General features: G+C 74.3%; 6 protein-coding genes. 2 read left to right on the forward strand and 4 right to left on the reverse strand.

Annotation, left to right across the window (positions count from 1 at the left end; genetic code table 11):
• From ACZ6D7_RS06850 to ACZ6D7_RS06865, 4 genes are all read right to left on the reverse strand, one after another.
• A partial coding sequence (locus ACZ6D7_RS06850; RefSeq protein WP_469484610.1) for an acyltransferase domain-containing protein occupies nucleotides 1–6,242 on the reverse strand: 6,242 nt, incomplete at its 3' end.
• A gap of 278 nt (nucleotides 6,243–6,520) precedes the next feature.
• A complete protein-coding gene (locus tag ACZ6D7_RS06855) occupies nucleotides 6,521–7,309 on the reverse strand; it encodes an AfsR/SARP family transcriptional regulator (protein ID WP_469484613.1) in 789 nt (262 codons plus the stop codon).
• Between the two features lie 140 nt (nucleotides 7,310–7,449).
• Complete coding sequence (locus tag ACZ6D7_RS06860) at nucleotides 7,450–7,971, reverse strand: RNA polymerase sigma factor (RefSeq protein WP_469484615.1); 522 nt, start codon at nucleotides 7,969–7,971, stop codon at nucleotides 7,450–7,452.
• A gap of 152 nt (nucleotides 7,972–8,123) precedes the next feature.
• Nucleotides 8,124–9,443 carry a phthiocerol/phthiodiolone dimycocerosyl transferase family protein gene (locus ACZ6D7_RS06865; protein WP_469484618.1) on the reverse strand — a complete coding sequence of 440 codons (1,320 nt, stop codon included), beginning with the start codon at nucleotides 9,441–9,443 and terminating at the stop codon, nucleotides 8,124–8,126.
• An 809-nt stretch (nucleotides 9,444–10,252) separates the two neighbouring features.
• On the opposite strand from ACZ6D7_RS06865, the gene ACZ6D7_RS06870 reads away from it, so the two are divergent.
• A complete protein-coding gene (locus ACZ6D7_RS06870) occupies nucleotides 10,253–19,027 on the forward strand; it encodes an amino acid adenylation domain-containing protein (RefSeq protein ID WP_469484621.1) in 8,775 nt (2,924 codons plus the stop codon).
• Complete coding sequence (locus ACZ6D7_RS06875; RefSeq protein WP_469484623.1) at nucleotides 19,020–22,835, forward strand: type I polyketide synthase; 3,816 nt, start codon at nucleotides 19,020–19,022, stop codon at nucleotides 22,833–22,835. Before ACZ6D7_RS06870 ends, ACZ6D7_RS06875 begins: the two co-directional genes overlap by 8 nt.
• The last annotated feature ends 60 nt before the right edge of the window (nucleotides 22,836–22,895 follow it).

Below are 22,895 nucleotides of genomic sequence, written 5' to 3' on the forward strand. Positions count from 1 at the left end.
ACGCCGTGGTGGGTGACGAGGTGGTGGGCGAGCAGCGAACCGAGGGTGCCGGTCCCGCCCGTGATCAGGACGGTGCCCTCCGGATCCCACCGCGCGGCCTCGCCCGCCGGGGCTCCGCCGACGGACACCGGGTCGACCTCGCCCAGCCGCGCCCCGAACACCTCACCCGCACGCACCGCGAGCTGCGGCTCCACGGCACCCCCGCGCTCGACGAGCGTCTCGACGAACGCCGTCAGTGCCCGGTACGACTCCGGATCGTCGTCCACGTCGGCGACCACGAGACGGCCCGGATGCTCGGACTGCGCGGACCGCACCAGACCCCATACGGCCGCCGCCGCCAGGTCGGAGACGCGCTCACCGTCCCGGACGGCCACCGCGCCCCGGGTGAGCAGCATCAGCCGCGAGCCCGCGCACCGCTCGTCCGCCAGCCACTGCCGCAACGACTCCAGCGCCCGGCCCAGCACAGCGTGCACGGCCACCGTCATCGAGCCCTCGTCCGGGGTACCCGCACAGCCCACGACCACGGTCGACGGCACCGCCCCGTCGTCGGCGGCCAGCGCCGCGAGATCCGGGTACGAGGGCGCGGGCAGCCCCGCGAACGCAGGACCGACGAGCACGGCCGTTCCCGTCCCCGTTCCCGTCCCCGCGCCCGCAACACCCTCGACCCGCGGCAACGGCGTCCACCGCACCTCGTACAGCGGGTCCCGTCGCTGCGCCCGTACGGCGGCCCGGAACCGCTCCGCCGTCACCGGCCGCAGTGTCACCGACGCGACCGACACCACCAGGTGCCCCGCCTCGTCGAACGCCGTCAGGGACACGGCGTCCGGCCCGGCAGGCGACAGCCGTACCCGCAGGGTGTCCGCGCCCGTGGCGTGCAGGGTGACCCCGCTCCACACGAAGGGCAGCCGGACGTCGTCCGCGTCGTCGTCCGTGCCGTCCGGCAGGCACGCGTGCAGGGCGGCGTCCAGCAGTGCGGGATGAACCCCGAACCGGCCCGCGTCCTCACGCAGTTCCTCCGGCAGCCGCACCTCCGCGAGCAGGTCCGCGCCGAGCCGCCCCCGGGACCGCAGCCCGCGGAACGCGGGACCGTACCCGAACCCGACCTCGGCCAGCCGTTCGTACAGCCCCTCGACCGGCGCGAGCACCTTCTGCTCGGCCTCCGACCAGGGACGCACGGCCGGGGTCGCGGCAAGGCCAGGGGCGGGGGTGGTGAGGGTGGCGGTGATGTGATGGGTGAACGTGCGGTGGTCGGTGGTGCTGTGCAGCGTGAGGGTGCGGTGACCGGTCGTGGGGTCGGGCGCGGTGGTGATGAGCTGGAGCGTCTGGGGCTCGGTGGGGTGGAGGGGAAGCGGCGCGTGGAGCGTCAGTTCCTCGACATGCGGGGCACCCGTGTGTTCACCGGCGTGGAGAGCCAGATCGAGGAGGGCGGTACCGGGAACCAGCGGCGTGCCGTGGACGGCGTGGTCGACCAGCCAGGTGTGGGTGTCGGGGGTGAGCCGGCCCGTACGCAGGTCGGTGTGGTCGGGAAGCGTGGTGGTGAGGGTGAGGAAGGGGTGGCCGACGGGGTCTGCAACCGGCGCCGAGGGCGTGGGGTCGAGCCAGTAACGGTCGCGTTGGAAGGGGTAGGTAGGGAGGTCGGTGGGGGTGGCCGGTGCTGGTCCGGTGGGCCAGGTGAGGGACGTTCCGTGGGTGTGGAGGTGGGCTGCGGAGGTGAGGAGGCGTTGCCAGCCGCCTTCGTCGCGGCGGAGGGTGCCGGTGACCGTACCTTGGATGGTTTCGTCGATTGCGGGGACGAGGACCGGGTGGGGGCTGCATTCGAGGAATGCGGTGTGTCCGTCGGTCGTGAGGAGCTTGAGGGTGGGTTCGAGGAGGACGGTCTGGCGGAGGTTGGTGTACCAGTAGGCGGCGTCGAGTTGTGCGGTGCCGATCAAGGTGCCCGTGACCGTCGAGTAGAAGGGCACGGTGCTCGTGCGGGGGCTGATGCCGGCGAGGAGTTCGGCGAGGTCGGTTTCTATGGCTTCGACGTGGGGGGTGTGGGAGGCGTAGTCGACGTCGATGCGGCGGGCGCGGATTTCCTCTGCCTCGCAGTGGGCCGTCAGCTCGTCCAGCGCTATCGCGTCTCCGGCGACGACCGTGGCGTTCGGTCCGTTGAGGGCGGCGATGAAGATGCGGCCGTCCCAGCGCTCGATGAGTTCGGTCGCGTCGGCCGATGCCAGGGGAAGCGACACCATTCCGCCGCGTCCGGCGATCTTGAGGATCGCCCGGCTGCGCAGGGCGGCTACTTTCGCGCCGTCTTCGAGTGTCAGCGCCCCGGCGACGACGGCGGCGGCGATCTCGCCCTGCGAGTGCCCCACCACAGCGGCCGGCTCGACTCCCAGAGACCGCCACACGGCGGCCAGTGACACCATCACCGCGAACAGCGCGGGCTGGACGACGTCGACCCGGGTCAACGGCTGGCCGTCACGCAGCACTTCGCTCAGCGACCACTCCACATACGGGGCGAGCGCGGCCTCGCATGCGGCGATCGACTCGGCGAACACCTGGGATGTGTCGAGGAGTTCGACGGCCATCCCCGTCCACTGAGACCCCTGACCGGGAAACACGAACACCGGTTCCCCGGCGTCCCCACGCCCGGTGACGACACCCGGCGCCTCGACGCCCGCCGCCAACGCGTCCAGTCCGGAGAGCAGTTGGTCCCGGTCTCCGCCCAGGACGACCGCACGACGGGACAGTACGGCCCGGCCGTGTATCAACTCCCCGGCGACGAGCCGAACGTCGGGGGAGTTCTGGCGAAGGAACGCACCCAGCCGCTCCGCCTGGGCCCGCAGCGCACCGGTGTCATGGGCCGACAACACGAGCGGAACGACCGGCGGGGTCGCCACAGACACAGCCCCCACCTGTGCCTCGGCTTCCGGTGCCTGTTCCAGGATGACGTGGGCGTTCGTCCCGCTGATGCCGAAGGACGACACGGCGGCCCGGCGCGGACGGTCCACCTCGGGCCACTCGCGCCGCTCGGTGAGCAGCGACACGGCCCCGGTCGTCCAGTCGACGTTCGGCGTCGGCTCGTCCACGTGGAGCGTGCGCGGCAGCACCCCGTGCTCCAGGGCCATCACCATCTTGATGACACCGCCGACCCCTGCGGCGGCCTGGGCATGCCCGATGTTCGACTTCAACGAGCCCAGCCACAAGGGCTGTTCGGCCGGACGGTCCTGTCCGTAGGTCGCCAGGAGCGCCTGCGCCTCGATCGGGTCGCCGAGTCGCGTCCCGGTGCCGTGCGCCTCGACGGCGTCCACCTCCGACGGGCCGAGGCCTGCGTCGGCGAGGGCCGCGCGGACGGCCTTCTGCTGGGCGAGTCCGTTGGGGGCGGTGAGGCCGTTGCCGGCGCCGTCCTGGTTGACGGCCGAGCCCCGGACCACGGCCAGCACCCGGTGACCGTGCCGCCGGGCGTCCGACAGCCGCTCCAGTACGAGGACGCCGACGCCCTCCGCCCAGGCCGTACCGTCGGCCGACGCGGCGAAGGCCTTGCAGCGGCCGTCGGGCGCGAGACCGCGCTGCCGGCTGAACTCCACGAACATCCCGGGCGCCGCCATCACGGCCGCCCCGCCCGCCAGCGCGAGGGTGGACTCGCCGCGCCGCAGCGACCGAACCGCCTGGTGGAGCGCCACCAAGGAGGAGGAGCAGGCCGTGTCGACGGTGACCGCCGGGCCCTCCAGGCCGAAGACGTACGCCAGCCGCCCGGACAGCACACTGACGGTCGTGCCGGTCAGCACGTGCCCCTGGACACGCTCGTCCGCCTCGTGCATGCGGGGGCCGTAGTCCTGGGTCATCGCGCCGATGAACACACCGCTGCGGCTGCCGCGCAGTGCCGTCGGGTCGATGCCCGCCCGTTCGAACGCCTCCCAGGACACCTCGAGGAGCAGGCGCTGCTGCGGGTCCATGGCCAGGGCCTCGCGCGGGGCGATCCCGAAGAAGGCCGCGTCGAACCGGTCGGCGTCGTGCAGGAAACCGCCTTCACGGACGTACGTCCTGCCCGGCGCGTCCGGGTCCGGGTCGTACAGCGAACCGACGTCCCACCCCCGGTTGCCGGGGAACCCCGAGATGGCGTCCTCGCCCTGGGACACCAGCCGCCACAGCGCCTCGGGGGAGTCGGCACCGCCGGGGAAACGGCACGCCATGCCGACGATCGCCACGGGTTCGTCCACGCCACCGGCACTCGCCGGCGCCGGTGCCGAATCATCTCCCAGGCCGAGGAGTTCGGCATGCAGGTGATCGGTCAGGTCGCCGATCGTCGGGCGCTCGAACAGCAGCGTGACGGGCAAGGGCAGCCCGGTCGCCTCGACCAGCCGGTTGCGCAGCGCCACCGCTGTGACCGAGTCGAAGCCCAAGTCCTTGAAAGCGGTCCGCGCGCCTCCCGTCCCCTCGTGCCCCTGCCCCTGCCCCTGCCCGGTCCCGCCGTGCGGCGCGGCGGCGGCGACCTGGGACCGCACCAACTCCCGTACCCAGAGCCGACGTTCGGCCTCCGAGAGTCGTGCGTACCGGGCCCGGGGGGAGTCGTCCCCGTGCGGTGCGGCGGTGCTGGGGGAGGGGGGCGGCGGCAGGGTGATCCGCCGTACGCCAGTGCCTCGGAAAAGCAACGCCCAGTCGACGGCGACACCCCGGACGTACAGCTCCGCCATCGCGGTGAGCAGTCCGGTCACCGAGTCCTCACCGCGCCGCAGCGTGCCGAAGGCTCCCACTCCGGCCACCCCTGCGGCCACCCCTCCGGCTCCCGCTCCGGCCCGCGCCGCTCCCGTGCCCGCCTCCGCCCGACCGGGCAGCGCGTCCTCCAAGGTCTCCTGCACCCCGCCGATCAGCACCGGATGCGGGCCGACCTCCAGGAACGTGACGTGACCGGCCGCGATCAAGCCCCGTACGGCCTCCTCGAACCGGATGGCCGAGGTGATGTTGCGGTGCCAGTACGCGCCGTCGAGCGATGTCGTCGGGACCGGCCCGCCGGCCAGCGAGGAGTGGAACGGAACCGTGGTCGCGGCGGGCCGGATCGAGGCGGTGCCGGTGATCAGGTCGGTGGGGTCCACGGCCAGGTCCGGTGCGTGGGCGGCCAGACCGTTGCTGAGCGTCCGGGCCCGGAAGCCCTCGGCGGTGAGCGCGTCGACCAGCTCGGCCACGGCCGCCCGTTCGCCGCTGAACAGCAGCGTGCGCGGGCCGTTGGCGCCCGCGAAGTGGACCCGGCCGCGCCGGTGCGGGGCGTCGAGCCGTGCCCCCAGTTCCTCGCGGGACAGCAGCGCGGAGGCCAGGTCGCCCTCGCCGTCGGCCAGGGCCTGCATCCGGCTCCACAGCGCCACGACGCGAGCCGCCTCGTCCAGTGTGAGCGCTCCCGCGACCTGCGCGGCGGCGATCTCGCCCAGGCTGGCGCCGACGACCGCCGCCGGCTCCACACCACACGCCCGCCACAGCGCCGACAGCGACACCGTCACCGCGAACAGCACGGGCTGGACGACGTCCACGCTCACCAGCGCCGGCGCCCCCTCGACACCGCGCAGCACGTCGAACAGCGCCCACGGCACATACGGTTCCAACGCCCGCGCGCAGGCCTCCATCCGCTCCCGGAACACCGCGGAGGCGTCCAGTAGGTCGAGGGCCATTCCGGGCCACTGGGAGCCCTGGCCGGGGAAGACATGGACCGCGCGCCCCGCATCCACGGGGCCGACGCCGACGGGGCCGCCCAGGCCGCCCGGGCCGGTGCGGAACAGAAGCGGTGCGAAGCCGCCTTCGGACAGGGCCCGCAGTCCCCGCACCACGTCCGCCCGGTCGGCGACCAGCAGCACCGCTCTCCGCAAGGCCGCTCGCCGCTCGCCGTCCCGCCGCTCGTCCGCCTGCCGCTCGCCCACCCCCGCACTGGTCGCAGCCAGGGCCCGGCCCAGCGCCCGGCCCAGGTCCCACGGGCCCAGCTCCGGATCGCCCTCGACCAGCGCGAGAAGCTGCCGGGCCCGCGCGGCCAGCGCGGCGTCGTCACGAGCCGCCAGCACGAGCGGCACGAGGGACGACACGACCGGCGGTACGCCCTCGTCCACGTCATCCACCGCGTCCACCGCGTCGATCGCGTCCACCCCATCCACCCCATCCACGTCGTCCACCCCGTCCCCGTCGTCCACCCGGGCCAAGGGCTCCGCCGCGGGGGCGGTCGTCGTGGTGGGGCCGCCGACGGTGTGGTCAGGTGCGGGCCGGGGCTCTGTCTGGGGCACGGCTTACTCGGCTTCCTCGCTCGACTCGTCGCGCGTCTCCTCCGGGGCAAGGCGCGCGTCCACGGTGTGGCCCCGCCCGCACCCGGGACATACGGCCCACGTCGTTGTGATGGCCTGTCGGAAAAAGGCGGGTTCAGGGGCCGTGCACACCGGTGACGTTGATCAACAGCACCTTGCCACGGGCGACTTGCAGGAGACTTGAAGTCACCTTGCAGCCGACTTGCGCGCGGGAAGGTTCTCGCAGGTCAGGCGGTGTCTGGGGGTGGGGAGGGGGCTGGTCAGCCCGCCAGCGGATCGCCGCAGATGATACGGCCGAACAACTCCTGCAACTCCGCGCCGGGATCGATCCCGTACTCCTCGGCGAGCGTACGGCGCGTGTGATGGTAGGCGTCGATGGCCTCGGCCCGTCGCCCCGACCGGTAGAGCGCCTTCATCAGCAGCCAGCTGAACCGTTCCCGGGTGGGGAACTTCCGGCTGAGGGCGGGCAGTTCGTCCGTCAGGAGTGACGTTCCGTGCTCCGAGGCCAGTTCCGACTCCCACAGCGTTTCCAGCGCGAGGAGCCGCAATTCCTCGTAGCGGGCGGTGACTTGCGCGGCCGCCGGAAAGTCGCTCACCTCGGGGTGCGGTCCGCCGCGCCAGAGGGCGAGCGCGTCCCGCATCGTGCGGCTCGCCTGCTGGGGCCGTCCGGCCGACAACTGGGCCCGGCCCTCCTGGATCAGGCGCTCGAAACGGAATGCGTCCAGGCTTTCCGGGGTGACCGCGAGAACATAGCCATTCGGTTGACGGCGCAACAGATTGTCCCGCTCGCGGGGCGCCCGCTGCGGTTCCAGGACGCGGCGAAGATGAGAGACGTAACTGTGCAGGCACCCGGCGGCGCCGGCCGGTGCTCGCTGCGGCCATATCGCCTCGGTCAGTTCCTCCGCCGTCATGGGCCGGCCCGGAGCGAGGAGAAGAGCGGAGAGCACCGCCCGCTGACGCGCGGACCCGGGATGGACCGGACGGCCGTGCAAGGAAACATTCAAAGGACCCAGAACATTGAATTGGATCGCGTGAACCACGGTCGGCATGAGACTCCCGGAAGGTGCTGAAGGAGAAGTCTTTGAGAGAATCAGAAATTCTCAGGTACTTTTCCCCGTCGATCCTTGCGGCAGGCGACGGAGAAGGTGAGAAAACGGTGTGGCCGACGACGGCCCCGTCCCCTTCCCGGTCAGGCGGCGTGGGGCTGCCAGGCCTCCTGGAAACGGCGGCGGGCCCGGTAGAGCCGGGAACGCACGGTGCCCACGGGAAGGGAGAGCGTGGCCGCCATCTCGTCCTCGTTCAGACCGTAGAAGCGCAGGGCGAGAACCTGCCGGTGCTGTTCGGAGAGACGGTCCAGTACGTCGTTGATGTGGACCGCGTCGAGGGGATTGGCCGGATGCCCGGATTCCACCTCCGAACACGCCGCCTCCACCTTGAGACGCTTGGCCGTGCGCACCGCCTCCCGGACGGTCACGGAGCGGACCCAGCCGTAGAACGCGGCCGGCTCCCGCAGGGTGCCCAGGCCCCGGTAGATGGCCAGCAGCGCCTCCTGGACGGCGTCCGAGGCGTTGTCACGGGCGATCGGGAAGCAGACGTGGGCGACGTACGGGGTGATCTCGGTGAGCAGGTCGTTCATCGCCTGCGCGTCGCCGGCCCGCGCCCGGGACAGCAGTACGGCGACGGCGGTGGGGGGTTCGTGCTCGGTCTTCATCGCGGAGGGTCGCTCCTTGGGAAGGGAAAGCCGGGAACGTGCCACGGCCGCGACGTCGGTACGGCCGGCAACACAGAGGTGGGTCAGGGGGAAACAGCGGACGGGGCGGCGCCGGCCACGCGACGGGGCCGGCGCCCCGGGTGCGGACCGCCTCAGGCCGTGGCCTCCGACAGCGGCCGTGTCCCGGCCGCGTCGAGCAGGCCGAGGAGCGTGGCGCGGACGTCGTCGCGCAGCGCGGCCATGAACTCCGTGCCGAAACACGCGGTGTGGTGCGGGAACTCGATGGCCAGACGGCCGTCGAAGGAGGTCACGCAGGCCATGAGGGGGCTGCGGCCCGCCTGCGGGAAGTAGTGCTCACGGGCGGGGACCAGCCGTACGTCGGTCACCCGCAGGCCGTCGGGGAGGCGCGGGCCGGACACCACACCCATGTTGGTGTTGATCACCGTGCCCATCTGGAGGGCCGGATTGCGCGGCACCTCCGGCATGATCCGCATCTCCTGGAAGTGGTCACCGCGTTCGATGTAGTTGCCGAGCGCGGCGCCCAGCTCACGGGCGAGCGCCAGCGGGGAGCTGTCCGGGCTCACCTCCAGGGTGTGCAGATGCGCGGTGACGGCGGCCACCATGACCTCGGCGGACAGCGGCGGGTCCAGACGGGAGCGGACGTCCACGGGGGACATGCAGCCCAGGACCCGCGGGCCGTCACCGTCCATGCGTCGGCGGACCGCGGTCAGCAGGGCGGCGCCGATGAGGCCGTGCACGGACAGGCCGGCGGACCGGGCCAGTTCACGCAGCCGCAGGGTGTCGTCGGCGTCCAGCCGCAGCCGCGCCACCTCGACCCGGTGTTCCGGCCGCCCCTCGCCGCTCTCCGCGGCCGGCGGCACGTCGTACCGGAGCAGCTCGACCGGGTGGCGGCGGGCCTCCTCGGACCGGCGCTCCAGGTACTTAGCGGTCTCCGCCGGGTCGGTCGGCGGGAGCAGGCTGCTGACGGGGGCCGGCCAGGCGGGAACGTCCGTGGTCGTGGGCAGGGCATCGTTGTCGGAGTCCGCCCCGAGGACCTGTCCGTACCGGTCCCAGATCCGGTTGAGCAGCGTGATGCCGCTGTGCCCGTCGGTGATCACATGGTCCACCGACAGCACGAACGTGTGCGTGTCCCCGCCCGGGTCGCCGATCAGGACGGCCCTGACCAGCGGACCGCCCACGGTCAGCGGGGTGTTCAGCTCCTCGGCGTAGGCGTCCTCGTCCGCGGGCCGGGTGCGCAGCCGTGGCCGCTCGGACTCCGGGAGCAGTTCGAGGGCGTGACCCCCGTCGGCCGCGACGATGCGGGTGAGCAGGGTCGGCTGCTCGGCGGTCACGGCCTCGAACGCCGTGGCCAGGGCCGACGCGTCGACGGGGCCGGCCAGGGTGCAGGACAGGACCGCCCGGCTCCGCTGGGGGACGTACAGGGTTTCCACCGGGCACAGCTCGCGTCGCATACGTTCAGCCTTTCTTCCCGTCGGATTCACGCCCGACTGCCGGTCTGCCGACGGTTACTTCACGTGTTGTCGAGGGTGACGCGTCCGCTCGGGCCTGCCCCGGAGGAAAGGCGCCGGTGACTGGATGCGCTTTCCATCCAGTGGAAAGCGGAGGATCCATGGGCTTTCCACTCAGTGGAAAGAACCGGGGTTCTCCATTGCTCCTGCCGTCGAATCCCTCACGAGTGCGGACACCCACACAAGGTATCCGCCACCCCGCAGATGAACACCTCAAGTTGACTGATTCACAACCAGGATCGCGCTTGCACCCCGGGTGTGGAGCGGCTGTCCACCGGGCCCGTTTCAGCATCCGGGCGCAGTAACGGCAGGTCAACAGCGTGTCCGGGCGGCTGGCAACAGGGCGCCCGGGAAGGATGTCTGAAATCAATTCCTCGGGCCGAGAGGCGTTGCCGATGCGGCCGAAAATTGTTCCGAGGACGTTTTCCGTGCGTCATTCTGCACACATCGGGGCGCCTTGACGGTCCGCCGACCGGTCGTGCAGAGTGATGCGTCGGCAGATGATCGTTCCCCGACCAGACGATTCCCGCGCCGCCGCGCGCATCCGTTTACTTACGCCTTATCGGCCGCCGCCGAGCCGACGTATCCGCCACCGTATTCACCCGCGCGCCGGTCCAGTGCGCGCCGGTCCGGTGCGCGGCCGGCCGGTGGCGGCGCATACGCCTGTCCGGCTTCACCGCCCCTGCCGCCCGCCGGAGTTCCGCGTGCGACGAGGCCTGTGAAGTCCCGCTCGCCAGTTGAGGGTTGGTGCCATGTCAGTCCACGAGCACGAACGTCGACCGCTGTCGGGAGCCCAGGAGGGACTCTGGTTCGCCGGGCGGCTCGCTCCGCACACCGCCGCGTACAACACCGGCGAGTACGTGGAGATCCACGGCCCCGTCGACCCGGCGCTGTTCGAGACCGCGCTGCGGCGGACCGTGGCGGAGGCCGACACCTTCGCGCTGCGCTTCGCCGACACTCCGGACGGGCCGCGCCGGGAGTGGGCCGCGGCGCCCGACGAATGGCCGCTGCACCGCGTCGACGTCAGTGCCGAACCCGACCCCGGGGCGGCCGCGGAGGACTGGATCCGGCGGGACCTCGCGATCCCCTGCGATCTCGTGGCGGGGCCGCTGTTCTCGCACGCGCTGATCACCGTCGCGCCCGACCGGCACCTGTGGTTCCTGAGGGCCCATCACATCCTGCTCGACGGCTACAGCTACAAGCTCGTCGCGCGCCGGCTCGCCGACACCTACACCGCGCTGGCCGCCGGTGCCGAGCCGCCGCCCGCCGGCTTCGAGTCGGTCACCCGGCTGGCCGACGAGGAGGAGGCCTACCTCGCCTCGCCGCGGCACGCCCGCGACCGGGACCACTGGGCCGCCCGGCTGGCCGGCCTGCCCGCGCCGGTACGGCTCACCGAGCGCACCGCGCCGCCCACCGCGCCCTTCCTGCGCGCCACCCACGACCTCACCCCCGCCAAGGCCGGCGCACTGGCCGCCGCGGCCCGGCGGTCGGCGGTCTCCCGCACCGACCTGCTGGTCGCGGCCGTCGCCGCCTACCTGCACCGCATGACCGGCGCCGACGACCTCGTGCTGGGCCTCGCGACCATGAGCCGGCTGGGTTCCGCCGCGCTGCGCACCCCCGGCACCGCCTCCGACATCCTGCCGCTGCGGGTGACCGCCACCTCCCACGCACCGGTCGGCGAACTCGCCCGGCACGTGGCCGGCGAACTGCGCGCGCTGCGGACCCACCAGCAGTACCGGGGCGAGTTCGTCCGCCGCGAGCTGGGCCTGCTGGGCGCGGGCAACCGGGTCCACGGCCCCGTGGTGAACATCGTGCCGTTCTCCGAGGACCTGGTCTTCGCCGGGCACCCCTCGACCTCCCACCACCTGTCCGGCGGCGCGGTCGAGGACCTCCAGATCTCCGTCCGCCCGGGTGCCGAGCCCGGCGGCCTGTGGATCGCCTTCGACGCCAATCCGGCCATCTACGAACAGGCCGAACTCGACCTGCACCTGCGGCGGTTCCTCCAGCTGCTGGCCCAACTCGCCGTCGTCCCCGGCGAGTCGCCCGTGGCGGACCTCGCGCTGCTGCTGCCGGGCGAGGAGCCCGTCACCCGGCCCGCGCGCGCCTACCCGGTCACCACCACCCTCACCGGGCACTTCGAGGAGCAGGCCGCCCGGGTGCCCGACGCGCCCGCCCTGACGTGCGACGACGAGACCCTCAGCTACGCCGACCTCAACGCGGAGGCCAACCGGCTCGCCCGGCTGCTCATCGGCCACGGCGCCGGACCGGGCCGTGTGGTGGCGCTCGCGCTGCCCCGCTCCACCCGTCTGGTCGTCGCCCTGCTCGCCGTCCTGAAGACCGGCGCCGCCTACCTGCCCCTGGACACCGGGCACCCCGCCGAACGGCTGCGCCTGGTCACCGAGGACGTGCCGCCCGCCGTCCTCGTCACCGACGCCGAAACCGCCGGATCGCTCCCGCCCCTCCCCGCCCCCACCGTCGTGCTCGGCACCCCGGAGGTGACCGCCGACCTCGCCGGACGCCCGGCCGGGGACCTCACCGACGCCGAACGCACCGGCACCACCGGGCCGGACGACCTCGCGTACATCATCCACACCTCGGGCTCCACCGGCCGCCCCAAGGGCGTGCCGATTCCCCACGCCCACGTGCTGCGGCTGTTCGCGGCCGCCGCCGAACACTTCGACTTCGGCGCGGACGACGTGTGGACGATGTTCCACTCGTACGCCTTCGACTTCTCCGTCTGGGAGATCTGGGGGCCGCTGCTGCACGGCGGACGGCTCGTCGTGGTGCCCTACGCCGTGAGCCGCTCGCCGCGGGACTTCCTGCGGCTGCTGCGCGCCGAACGCGTCACCGTCCTCAGCCAGACCCCGTCCGCCTTCGAACAGCTGATCCAGGCAGACCTCGACGACGAGCCCGGAAACGATCTGCGGTACGTCGTCTTCGGCGGCGAGGCGCTGCGCCCGGAGCGGCTGCGCCCGTGGGCCGACCGGTACGGGCTGGACACGCCCGCGCTGGTCAACATGTACGGCATCACCGAGACGACCGTCCACGTCACCTTCCACCGCCTCACCACCGCCGACCTCGACGACCCGCGCCGCACCAGCGTGATCGGCGTCCCGCTCGCCGACCTCTGCGTCCACCTGCTCGACCCGGCCCGGCGGCCCGTGCCCCCGGGCGTGACCGGCGAGATGTACGTGTCCGGGGCCGGCGTGGCCCCCGGCTACCTGGACCGCCCGGAGCTGACCGCCGAACGCTTCCTGCCCGACCCCTACGGGCCGCCCGGCGCGCTGATGTACCGCACCGGCGACCTCGCCCGGCGCACCGCCGACGGCCTGCTCGCCTACGTCGGGCGCGCCGACCAGCAGGTGAAGATCCGCGGGTTCCGCGTCGAACCCGGCGAGATCGAGGCCGTCCTCGCCGAGCACCACGCGGTCGCCGCCGCGGCCGTCGTCCCGCGCCCGACCGAGGACGGCGAGACGCAGCTCGTCGCGTACGCCGTCCCGTCCACCGGTGCCGAGCCGCCCGAGCCGGCCGAGCTGCGCGCCCACCTGGCCGAGCGGCTGCCCGCCCACATGGTCCCGGCCGCGACCGTCCTGCTCGACGCGCTGCCCCTGACCGCGAACGGCAAGCTCGACGTCCGCGCCCTGCCCGCCCCGCAGTTCACCGCGGCGGCCCCCGCCCAGCGGCCCACCACCCCCGAACAGACCCTCGTCTGCGCCCTGTTCGCCGAGGTGCTGCGGCTGCCCGCCGACTCCGTGGGCGTCACCGACAGCTTCTTCGACCTGGGCGGGCACTCCCTGCTCGCCGTGCGCCTGCTGTCCCGGCTGCGCACCGAGGCGGGCCGTGAGATCCCGCTGACCGTCCTCTTCGACACGCCCACCCCGGCCGCGCTCGCCGCCCGGCTCGTCGCGGACGCCGAGTCCGCGCCCCGGCTGCCCGCGCTGGAAGCCGCACAGAGGCCCGAGCGCGTGCCGCTGTCCTTCGCCCAGGAACGCATGTGGGTCCTCAACCGGCTCGACGGCGCGGCGGCCACGTACAACATCCCGCTGGTCGTGCCGCTGGCGGAGCCCCTCGACGACACGGCGCTGCGCGCCGCCCTGGCCGACGTCGTCGACCGGCACGAGAGCCTGCGCACCGTCATCGCCGACGACGGCGCCCACGGTCCGCGGGAGGCGGGCGGGCCGTACCAGCGGATCCTGCCGCCCGGCGCGCTGCGGCCCGGCTTGCGGATCGTGGACTGCCCGGCCGAGGAGGTCGCGGCGCACGTGGCCGCCGCCGCCCGCCGCCGCTTCGACCTCACCCGGGAGAGCGCCCTGTGGGCGGGCGTCTTCGGCGGCGGCGACACCCGCACCCTGCTGCTCGTGCTCCACCACAGCGCCGCCGACGGCTGGTCGCTGCGCCCGCTCGCCGAGGACCTGAGCGCCGCCTACGAGGCGCGCCGCGAGGGCCGCGCGCCGCACGGCAAACCACTGCCGGTGCAGTACGCCGACTACGCCCTGTGGCAGCGCCGCGTGCTGGCGACCGGGCCCGACGGGCCGGGCCGGGCCGACCGCCTCACCGCGTTCTGGCGGGACGCGCTGGCCGGACTGCCCGAGGAGAGCACCCTGCCCGCCGACCGGCCCCGGCCCGCCACCGCCGCGGGCCGCGGCGCGAGCGTGTCCGCCGTCGTGGACCCCGCGCTGCACCACAGGCTGCTGCGGCTGGCCGAGACCGAGGACACCAGCCTCTTCATGGTGCTGCACACCGTGCTCGGCGCGCTGCTCTCCCGCTGGGGCGCCGGGCCGGACGTGGCGATCGGCACACCGGTCGCCGGGCGCTCCGAACCCGCCCTGGACGACGTGATCGGCCTGATCACCAACACCCTCGTCCTGCGCACCGACACCGCCGCGGACCCCGCCTTCCGGGACCTCCTGGCCCGCGCGACCCGCTCGGACCTCGCGGCCCTCGACCACCAGGACCTGCCGTTCGACCTTCTGGTCGACGCCCTCAACCCCCGCCGGCACCCGGCCCGCCACCCCCTCTTCCAGGTCATGCTGGCCCTGCAGAACAACGAGCCGGCCGTGCTCCGCCTCGGCGGGCAGCGCACCCCGCTGCGGCCCACGGCGACCGGCACCGCCAAGTTCGACCTCTTCGTCGACGTCCTCGAACGGCACGACGAACACGGCACGCCCGACGGCCTCGACCTCCATGTCGAGTACGCCACGGACCTGTACGCCGCCGACACCGTCGCCCGGTTCACCGAGGCCCTGACGGCAGCCCTGGAGGCGGTCTGCGCCGACCCCGGCCTCCCCGTCGGCTCCCTCCCCGCCCCGCCCCCCGGCACCGGGGGCGCCACGGCCGTGGCCGCCGACCCGGCGGACCTGGCGGCGACCGCCCGGTCCGTGGCGGGCGTCCGCGACGCGATCGCCCTGCCGGCGCCGGGGGAGTCCGGACCGCCGTCGCTGTACGTCGTGCCCGGCCGGGCGGGCGCCGCCGACCAGGTCGAACAGCTCCTGACCGGCGACGCCGCGCCCCCCGCCCGCGTCACCGCCGTCAACGCGCTGCCGCGCACGCCCGACGGCGCCCTCGACACCGACGCCCTGCGCGCCCTGCCCGCCGTCGACCGCGCCGCCGCCGCCGCGTGGGCGGACCTCCTCACCCGGATCCCCGGCGTCCACACCGCCGAGGCCGAGCCGGAGGACCTCACCGAGGAACTGGGCCGCGTGCACGCCGGAACGCCCCGCACCGAGGCGCCCGCCGAGCACGGCGCCCCCGACCGGGACGCCGTACCGGAGGACCGTGTCCCGGCGCTCAGCGAGGGCGGCCCGCTGCCCGAACCGTCCGTGCCCGGCTGGGCCGAGGCGCTGACCCGGGCCGCCGAGCGGGCGCGCGGCGAGATCGTGCACGTCCGCGCCGACGGCTCCGAGACCCGCCGCAGCTACGCCTCGCTCGTCGCGGAGGCCTCCCGGGTCCTCGCCGGACTGCGCGCGAACGGACTGCGCCCCGGCGACAAGGTCATCCTCCAGTGCTCCGACACCGAGGACTTCGTCGCCGTGCTCTGGGGCTGCGTCCTCGGCGGGTTCACCGCCGTGCCGCTGACCGTGCCCGTCTCCTACGCGACGGCCTCGGCCGCCCGCATCAAACTGGAGGGCATCTGGCGGATGCTGGACCGGCCGTGGATCGTCGCCTCGCCCTCCGAGGCCCCGGGCCTGCGGGAGCTGGCCGCCGGCGGTGAACTGTCCGGTCTGCGGCTGACCACCGCCGACGTGCTGCGCGAGGCGCCCGAGGACCGCGACTGGCACCCCGCCCGGCCCGACGACCTGATCCTGATGCTGATGACCTCCGGCAGCACCGGCCTGCCCAAGGCCGTCCGGATCACCCACCGGGGCGTGCTCACCCGCTCCGCCGCGACCGAGGCCATGAACGGCCTCGGCGAGCACGACGTCAGCCTCAACTGGATCCCGATGGACCATGTCACCGGCGTGGTCATGTTCCACCTGAGGGACGTCTACCTCGGCTGCCGCCAGATCCACGCGCCGACCACCTGGATCCTCGAGGACCCGACGCGCTGGATGGACCTCGCCGACCGGCACCGGGTCAGCGTCACCTGGGCGCCCAACTTCGCGTTCGGACTGCTCGCCAGCCAGGCCGACCGGTTCGCGGACCGGACCTGGGACCTGTCGCCGATGCGGCTGGTGATGAACGCCGGCGAGGTCGTCGTCGCCTCCGCCGCCCGGGCCTTCCTGCACACCCTGCGCCCGTTCGGCCTGCCGCAGGACGTGATGCACCCCGGCTGGGGCATGTCCGAGACCTGCTCCGTGGTGACCGACGCCGTCCTGCCGTCCGAACCCCCGTCCCGCGACGAGGCGTTCGTCAGCTGCGGGCTGCCCTACCCCGGGTTCGCCATGCGGGTCGTCGACGACCGCGACACCGTGCTCGCCGAGGGTGAGGTCGGCCGCTTCCAGGTCCGCGGCACCTCCGTCACCACCGGCTACCACGACAACGCCAAGGCCAACGCCGAGGCGTTCACCGACGACGGCTGGTTCGACACCGGCGACCTGGCGTTCCTGCGCGACGGCGAGCTGTACATCACCGGCCGGGTGAAGGACGTCATCATCGTCAACGGCGTCAACCACTACAGCCACGAGATCGAGTCCTGCGTCGAGCAACTCCCGCACGTGGTACGGAGCTTCACCGCCGCCGTCGCGGTCCGCAGCGACCCCGCCGCGACCACCGACGAACTCGCCCTCTTCCTCCACCTCGCCCCCGGGCAGGACCCGGCCGGCGCCCTGCGCGAGATCGGCGGCAAGGTGACCCGCGAGATCGGCGTCAGCCCCGCCTTCCTGGTCCCGGTCGCCGCCGAGGACATCCCCAAGACGGAGATCGGCAAGATCCAGCGCACCAAGCTCCGCAAGAGCTTCGAGGCGGGCGACTTCGACGAGAAGGTGCGCGAGTCCCAGGTGCTGCTCGGCACCGCCGCCACCCTGCCCGACTGGTTCCTGCGGCCCGTGTGGCAGCGCGCCGGCATCCTGCACCCGCCGGCGCCCCCGGCCGGCCGCCACACCCTGGTCCTGGCGGGGCGGGCCGGGACGCCGGCCGCCGCCCTGGCCGCGCTCGCCGCCGCACGACTGCGCGCCGAGGGCGGCCTGTGCACGGTCGTCGAGCACGGACCGGCGTACCAGCGCCTGGACGCCGCCCGCTACCGGGTGCGGCCCACCGACGTGGACGACCACGGCAGGCTGCTGGACGCGCTCGCCGCCGACGGGCGTGCCGTGGACGCCGTCCTGCACCTGGGCGCACTGGACGCTCGGGCCGGTCTGCCGGACCCCGCCGCGGACCCCGAGAACGACCCCGCCCTGTCCTTGTTGGCGCTCACCCGCGCGCTGACGGACCGTCACGACGGCGACCGGGCCGCACCCTTGACCCTGGTCCTCGTGACGAGTGGCGCGCAGGCCGTCGTGCCCGACGACCCGGCACCGGCCTGCGCCCACGCCCCGGCGGTGGGCCTGCTGAAGTCGCTGCGCGAGGAACAGCCGTGGCTGCGCGGCGTCCACGTCGACCTCCCGGCGTCCCCGCCCAGGGAGACGGAGACCGTGGCCGCGCTGCTCGCCGAGGCGGCGACCCCGCCCGTCGACACGGAGGTCGCCCACCGCGACGGGCACCGCCATGTCCGCCGGCTGGCCCCCCTGCCCGACTCGCCGCCCCGCGTGACGCTCCCGTCCACCGAGGGCTTCCACCTGGTCAGCGGCGGCCTGGGCGGGGTCGGCACCGAGGTGGCCGCCCACCTGCTCAGGACACCCGGCACCCGGCTGCTGCTCATCGGCCGCAGTGAACCGGGCACAGCGCGAGGGGAGTCCGGGGCCGCCGCCCTGGACCGCCTCGGCCGGCTCGGCGAGGTGCGCTACGCCCGCGCCGACGTCACCGACCCCGACCGGGTACGGGCCGCCGTGCGCGAGGCGGCCGAGGCCTGGGGCGTGCCGCTCACCTCGGTCCTGCACCTCGCGGGCGCCTTCGACGAACGGCCCGCCCGCGACCTGGACCGCGACGGCTGGCGCGCCGCCCTGGACGCCAAGGTGCGCGGCGCCTGGGCCCTGCACCAGGTGGCCGCCGAACACCCCGTCGAGTCCTTCGTCACCTTCTCCTCCGTCAACGGCTGGTTCGGCGGATCGATGACCTCCGCCTACGCGGCCGCCAACGCCTACCTCGACGCCCTCGCCGTGCACCGCCGACGCTCCGGACTGCCCGCGCAGAGCCTGGCGTGGAGCATGTGGCGGGAGACCGGCATGAGCCGCGGCTACGGACTCACCTCCCTCACCGAGGCCCGCGGCTACCGGGTCCTCGACACCGCCGCCGCACTGCGCTCCTTCGACTTCGCGCGCTCCCTCGACGAACCCCACCTCCTGATCGGCGCCGACCGCACCGCGCCCTGGGTCCGCAGCCATGTCACGGGCCCCGTACGGCAGGTGCGGCGGGCCGCCGCCCGCGTCGGACTCGACGACGGCACCGACCTCGCCGCCCTGTACACCGCGGCGGCGCAGGGCGCGGAGCCGCTCGCGGGAGCCTGGGCGCTGCGCTCGGCGGGCACCGCGCAGCGGGCCGCCGACCCGGGCGCCGACGAGGATCTGCGCCGGCTGGAGACCCGGCTGGCCGAGATCTGGTGCCGGGTGCTGGGCCGGGACCGGGTGGGCCGCGACGACAACTTCTTCGACCTGGGCGGCAATTCACTGCTCCTGGTCGGCACCCGGTCCGCGGTCAACGAGGCCCTCGGCTGCGATCTGGGCGTCGTCGACCTGTTCGCCCGCCCGACCGTGCGCGCGCTCGCCCGGCACCTGGCCGCCACGACCGCCGTACCCGCGACGGCGGTGGGGGACGGCGAGGGCGGCGACGCCCCGGAATCCGCGGCGCCGGGCGCATCGCCGACCACATCGCAGGCAGCCCCGTCGACCGCCCTCGACCAGGCCCGACAGCAGGCACAACGGCAGCGGACGGCCCGCGGCGCACGCCGCTCCGCCCGCTCCGCACGCGAACGAAAGGACCGGCGCGATGGCTGAGGCCACGGCGGAGAACCACACCGGGCAGGACGGCGACGACCTGCCGGCCGTAGCCGTGATCGGCATGGCGGCCCGCTTCCCGGGCGCCGACGACATCGACACGTTCTGGGAGAACCTCGCGGCCGGCCGGGACGCCGTACGGCCCGTCACCGACGAGGAGTTCCTCGCGGCGGGCGGCGACCCCCGGGACCTCGACGACCCGAGCCTCGTGCGGATGGCGTCCGTCGTCGAGGGCATCGACCGCTTCGACGCGGAGTTCTTCGGCTACAGCCCCGCCGAGGCGGCCGTCGTCGACCCGCAGCAGCGGCTCCTGCTGGAGACCGCCTACCACGCGCTGGAGGACGCCGGCTGTCTGCGCGCCGCCCAGGACGGCACCACGGGCGTGTACGCGGGCGCCGGCGACAGCCGCTACTACCCCGCCCACCTGCACCCGCGCTACGCCGGGCAGCCCGGCTCGGTGGCGCTGGTCCACGCGGCCACCGCCAACTCCCTGGGCACCCTGGCCACCCGGATCTCCTACGAGCTGGGCCTGACCGGACCGAGCCTGTCCCTGCAGACGGCCTGCTCGACCGCGCTGGTCGCCCTGCACACCGCCTGCCAGGACCTGCTCGACCACCGCTGCGACACCGCGCTCGCCGCCGCCGTCTCCCTCAATCCCTCGGCACTCCTCGGCTACCGGCACGTGCCCGGCGGGCCGTTCTCGCCGGACGGGCGCTGCCGGGCCTTCGCGGCGGACGCGGCCGGCACCTCCTCGGGCGACGGCGTCGGCGCCGTCGTCCTCAAACGGCTGGAGGACGCCCTCGCCGACGGCGACCGCATCCGCGCGGTCGTCCGGGGCTCGGCGGTGAACAACGACGGCCGCCGCAAGGTCGGCTTCACCGCGCCGAGCGCCGAGGGCCAGACCGAGGTCATCCTCGCCGCCCAGGCCGAGGCCGACATCGACGCCGGCACCATCGGCCTGGTCGAGGCGCACGGCACCGCCACCCACATCGGCGACCCCATCGAGGTCTCCGCGCTCACCGAGGCGTTCCGGCAGAGCACCGACCGGCGCGGATTCTGCGCCCTGGGGTCGGTGAAGACGAACATCGGACACCTCGGCGCCGCCGCCGGCATGGCCGGGTTCGTCAAGGCCGTCCTCGCCCTGGAACACCGCCGGATCCCGCCCAGCCTTCACTTCGACCAGCCCAACCCGCTCATCGACTTCGCCTCCGGACCGTTCCGGGTGCCGACCACGCTGGAGGAGTGGCCGGCCGCCGGCCACCCCCGGCGCGCGGCCGTCAGCGCCTTCGGCGTCGGCGGCACCAACGCCCACCTGATCCTGGAGGAGGCGCCCGCGACCGCCGAGGCGCCCCGGCCCGCCGAGGTCCCGCGCCGGCACGTCCTGCCGCTGTCCGCGCGCACCGCGGGCGCCCTGCGCGGCCAGGCCGAGGCCCTCGCCCGCCACCTGGAACGCGATCCCGGACTCCGGCTGGACGACATCGCGCACGCCCTGCGCACCGACCGCCCGGCCCTGCGCCACCGCGCCGCCGTCACCGCCGCCACCACCGCCGAGGCCGTGGCCGCGCTGCGCACCCCCTGGCCGCCCCTGCCGCCCGTCCCCGACGACCCGCCCCGGGTGGCGTTCCTGCTGCCGGGCGGCGGCACCCAGTACGTCGGTATGGGCGCCGAGCTGTACCGCGACCACGACGTCTACCGGGACGTCGTGGACGAGTGCGCCCGCATCCTGCGGCCGGTGACCGGCGACGACCTGCGCACCGCGCTGTTCGAGCGGGTCGAACCGGGCAGCACCTCCGCCTTCCTGGCCCTGGTCGTCACCGAGTACGCCGTCGCCCGCACCCTCATGGAACAGGGCGTGCGCCCGGACGCCCTCATCGGGCACTCCCTGGGCGAGTACACCGCGGCCTGCCTGGCCGGCGTCATGGACCTCGACGCCATGCTGCCCGTGGTCGCCGAACGCATCCGGCTCATCGCGGCCTGCGGCGGCGCCACCGTCGGGATCGCCGCCCCGGCCGACGACCTCGCCCCGCTGCTCGGCCCCGACCTGTCGCTGGCCGCCGTCAACGGCCCCGAGGCCTGCACGGTCGCGGGCCGCGGCGAGGCGGTGGACCGGCTGGAGGCCGAACTCACCCGCCGCGGCGTGCCGTTCCGACGGCTGCGGATGCCCGCCGCCGCCCACTCCCACGTCCTCGATCCCATCCTCGGCACCTTCGCCGACCACCTGCGCACCCTGCGCCTGCGGCCGCCGACCATCCCCTACGTCACCAACGTCACCGGCACCTGGATCACCGACGCCCAGGCCACCGACGTCGACCACTGGGTCGCCCACACCCGGCGCACGGTGCGCTTCGCCGACGGCATCGCCGCCCTCTGGGAACGCGACCGGCCCGTCCTGGTGGAGATCGGACCCGGCGACGGCATGGTCAAACTGGCCCGCGCCCGGCTCGCGGACCAGGAGCCGGTGACCGTCACGACCATGCGGCACGCCAAGGCCGAGGGCCCCGACGGCTTCGTCCTGTCCGGGGCGCTCGGCCGGCTGTGGGCCGCCGGGGTGGACACCGCCCTGCCCGACGCCGCCGGGTCCGACGACGAGGGTCGTGACGGCGAGTCCCGGCGCCGGGCGCAGCTGCCCGGATACGCCTTCGAACGGCGCCGGCACTGGATCGACGCCCCCGGCGCCACCGCGGCCGCGCACGACGACGAGCGCGCCCCCGACCCGGCCGGCGCGCGCGTCCCCCGCCCGCAGCTGACCACCGAGCACCTGGCGCCGCGCACCTCGCGGGAGCACGCGGTGACCGAGCTGTGGGAGGAGGCTCTCGGCGTCCACGGGATCGGCGTGCACGACAACTTCTTCGACCTCGGCGGCGACTCGATGCGCGCCGTGCTGCTGTCCGGACGCCTCCGCCAGGCCGGGGTGCTGGACGTGCCCGCGGCCTCGCTGCTGGCCACCCCCACCGTCGCCGGCCTGCTGGCCGCCGCCGCACAGCAGGAGCCGGGCCCCAAGGCCCTGCGCCCGCTGCTGGCGCTGCGCGCCGAGGGCACCGAGGCACCCCTGTTCTGCGTCCACCCGGGCGCCGGCGTCTCCTGGCGGTACACCGGACTGCTGCCCCATCTCGGCGAACGGCAGCCGGTGTTCGGCGTCCAGGCGTTCGGCCTCGACGGCACCCGGCCGCCCGCCCCGGACGCCGCCGCCATGGTCGCCTCCTACGTCGAGCTGGTCCGCGAGGCCCAGCCGCGGGGACCGTACCGGCTGTTGGGCTGGTCCTACGGAGGGTTCGTGGCCCACGCGATGGCCTGCGCGCTCCAGGAACAGGGCGAGGACGTCGAGTTGCTCGCCCTGCTGGACGCGCCCCAGCCGCACGGCACCGCCCACGACCCCGCCCAGGCCGAACGGCAGGTGGCGGCGCTCCTGGCCCGCGTGGCGGGACTGGACGTCCCCGACCTCGACGTCGACGCCGTGCTCCGGCGGATCCCCGAGGACCCCGCCGACGACCCCGCGGCCGCGCCCGTGACCCGCGCCGAGGCCGCGGCGATCGCCGCCGTGATGCGCAACAACCTGCGGATCGCACCCCAGTTCCGGCCCGGCGTGTTCCACGGCGACGTGCTCTTCTTCAGCGCGAGCCAGGACACCCCCGGCGCCGGCGACGACCTCTCGCTCGCCCCCGACAAGGCCGACAGCTGGCGCCCGTACGTCGACGGCTCGCTCGACGACCACGCCGTGCCCTGCGGCCATTACGAGATGACCGAACCCGCGCCGATGGCCCTGATCGGCGAGGCGGTGGCCAAGTCCCTGCGCCCCGCCGCCGGCTGACCGCACCTCCCCGCCGACCGCCGCTTCCCCTTCGCACCACCGGACGGCCTCACCGCCGGC

It is taken from the genome of Streptomyces sp. NPDC041784 (assembly GCF_055591025.1).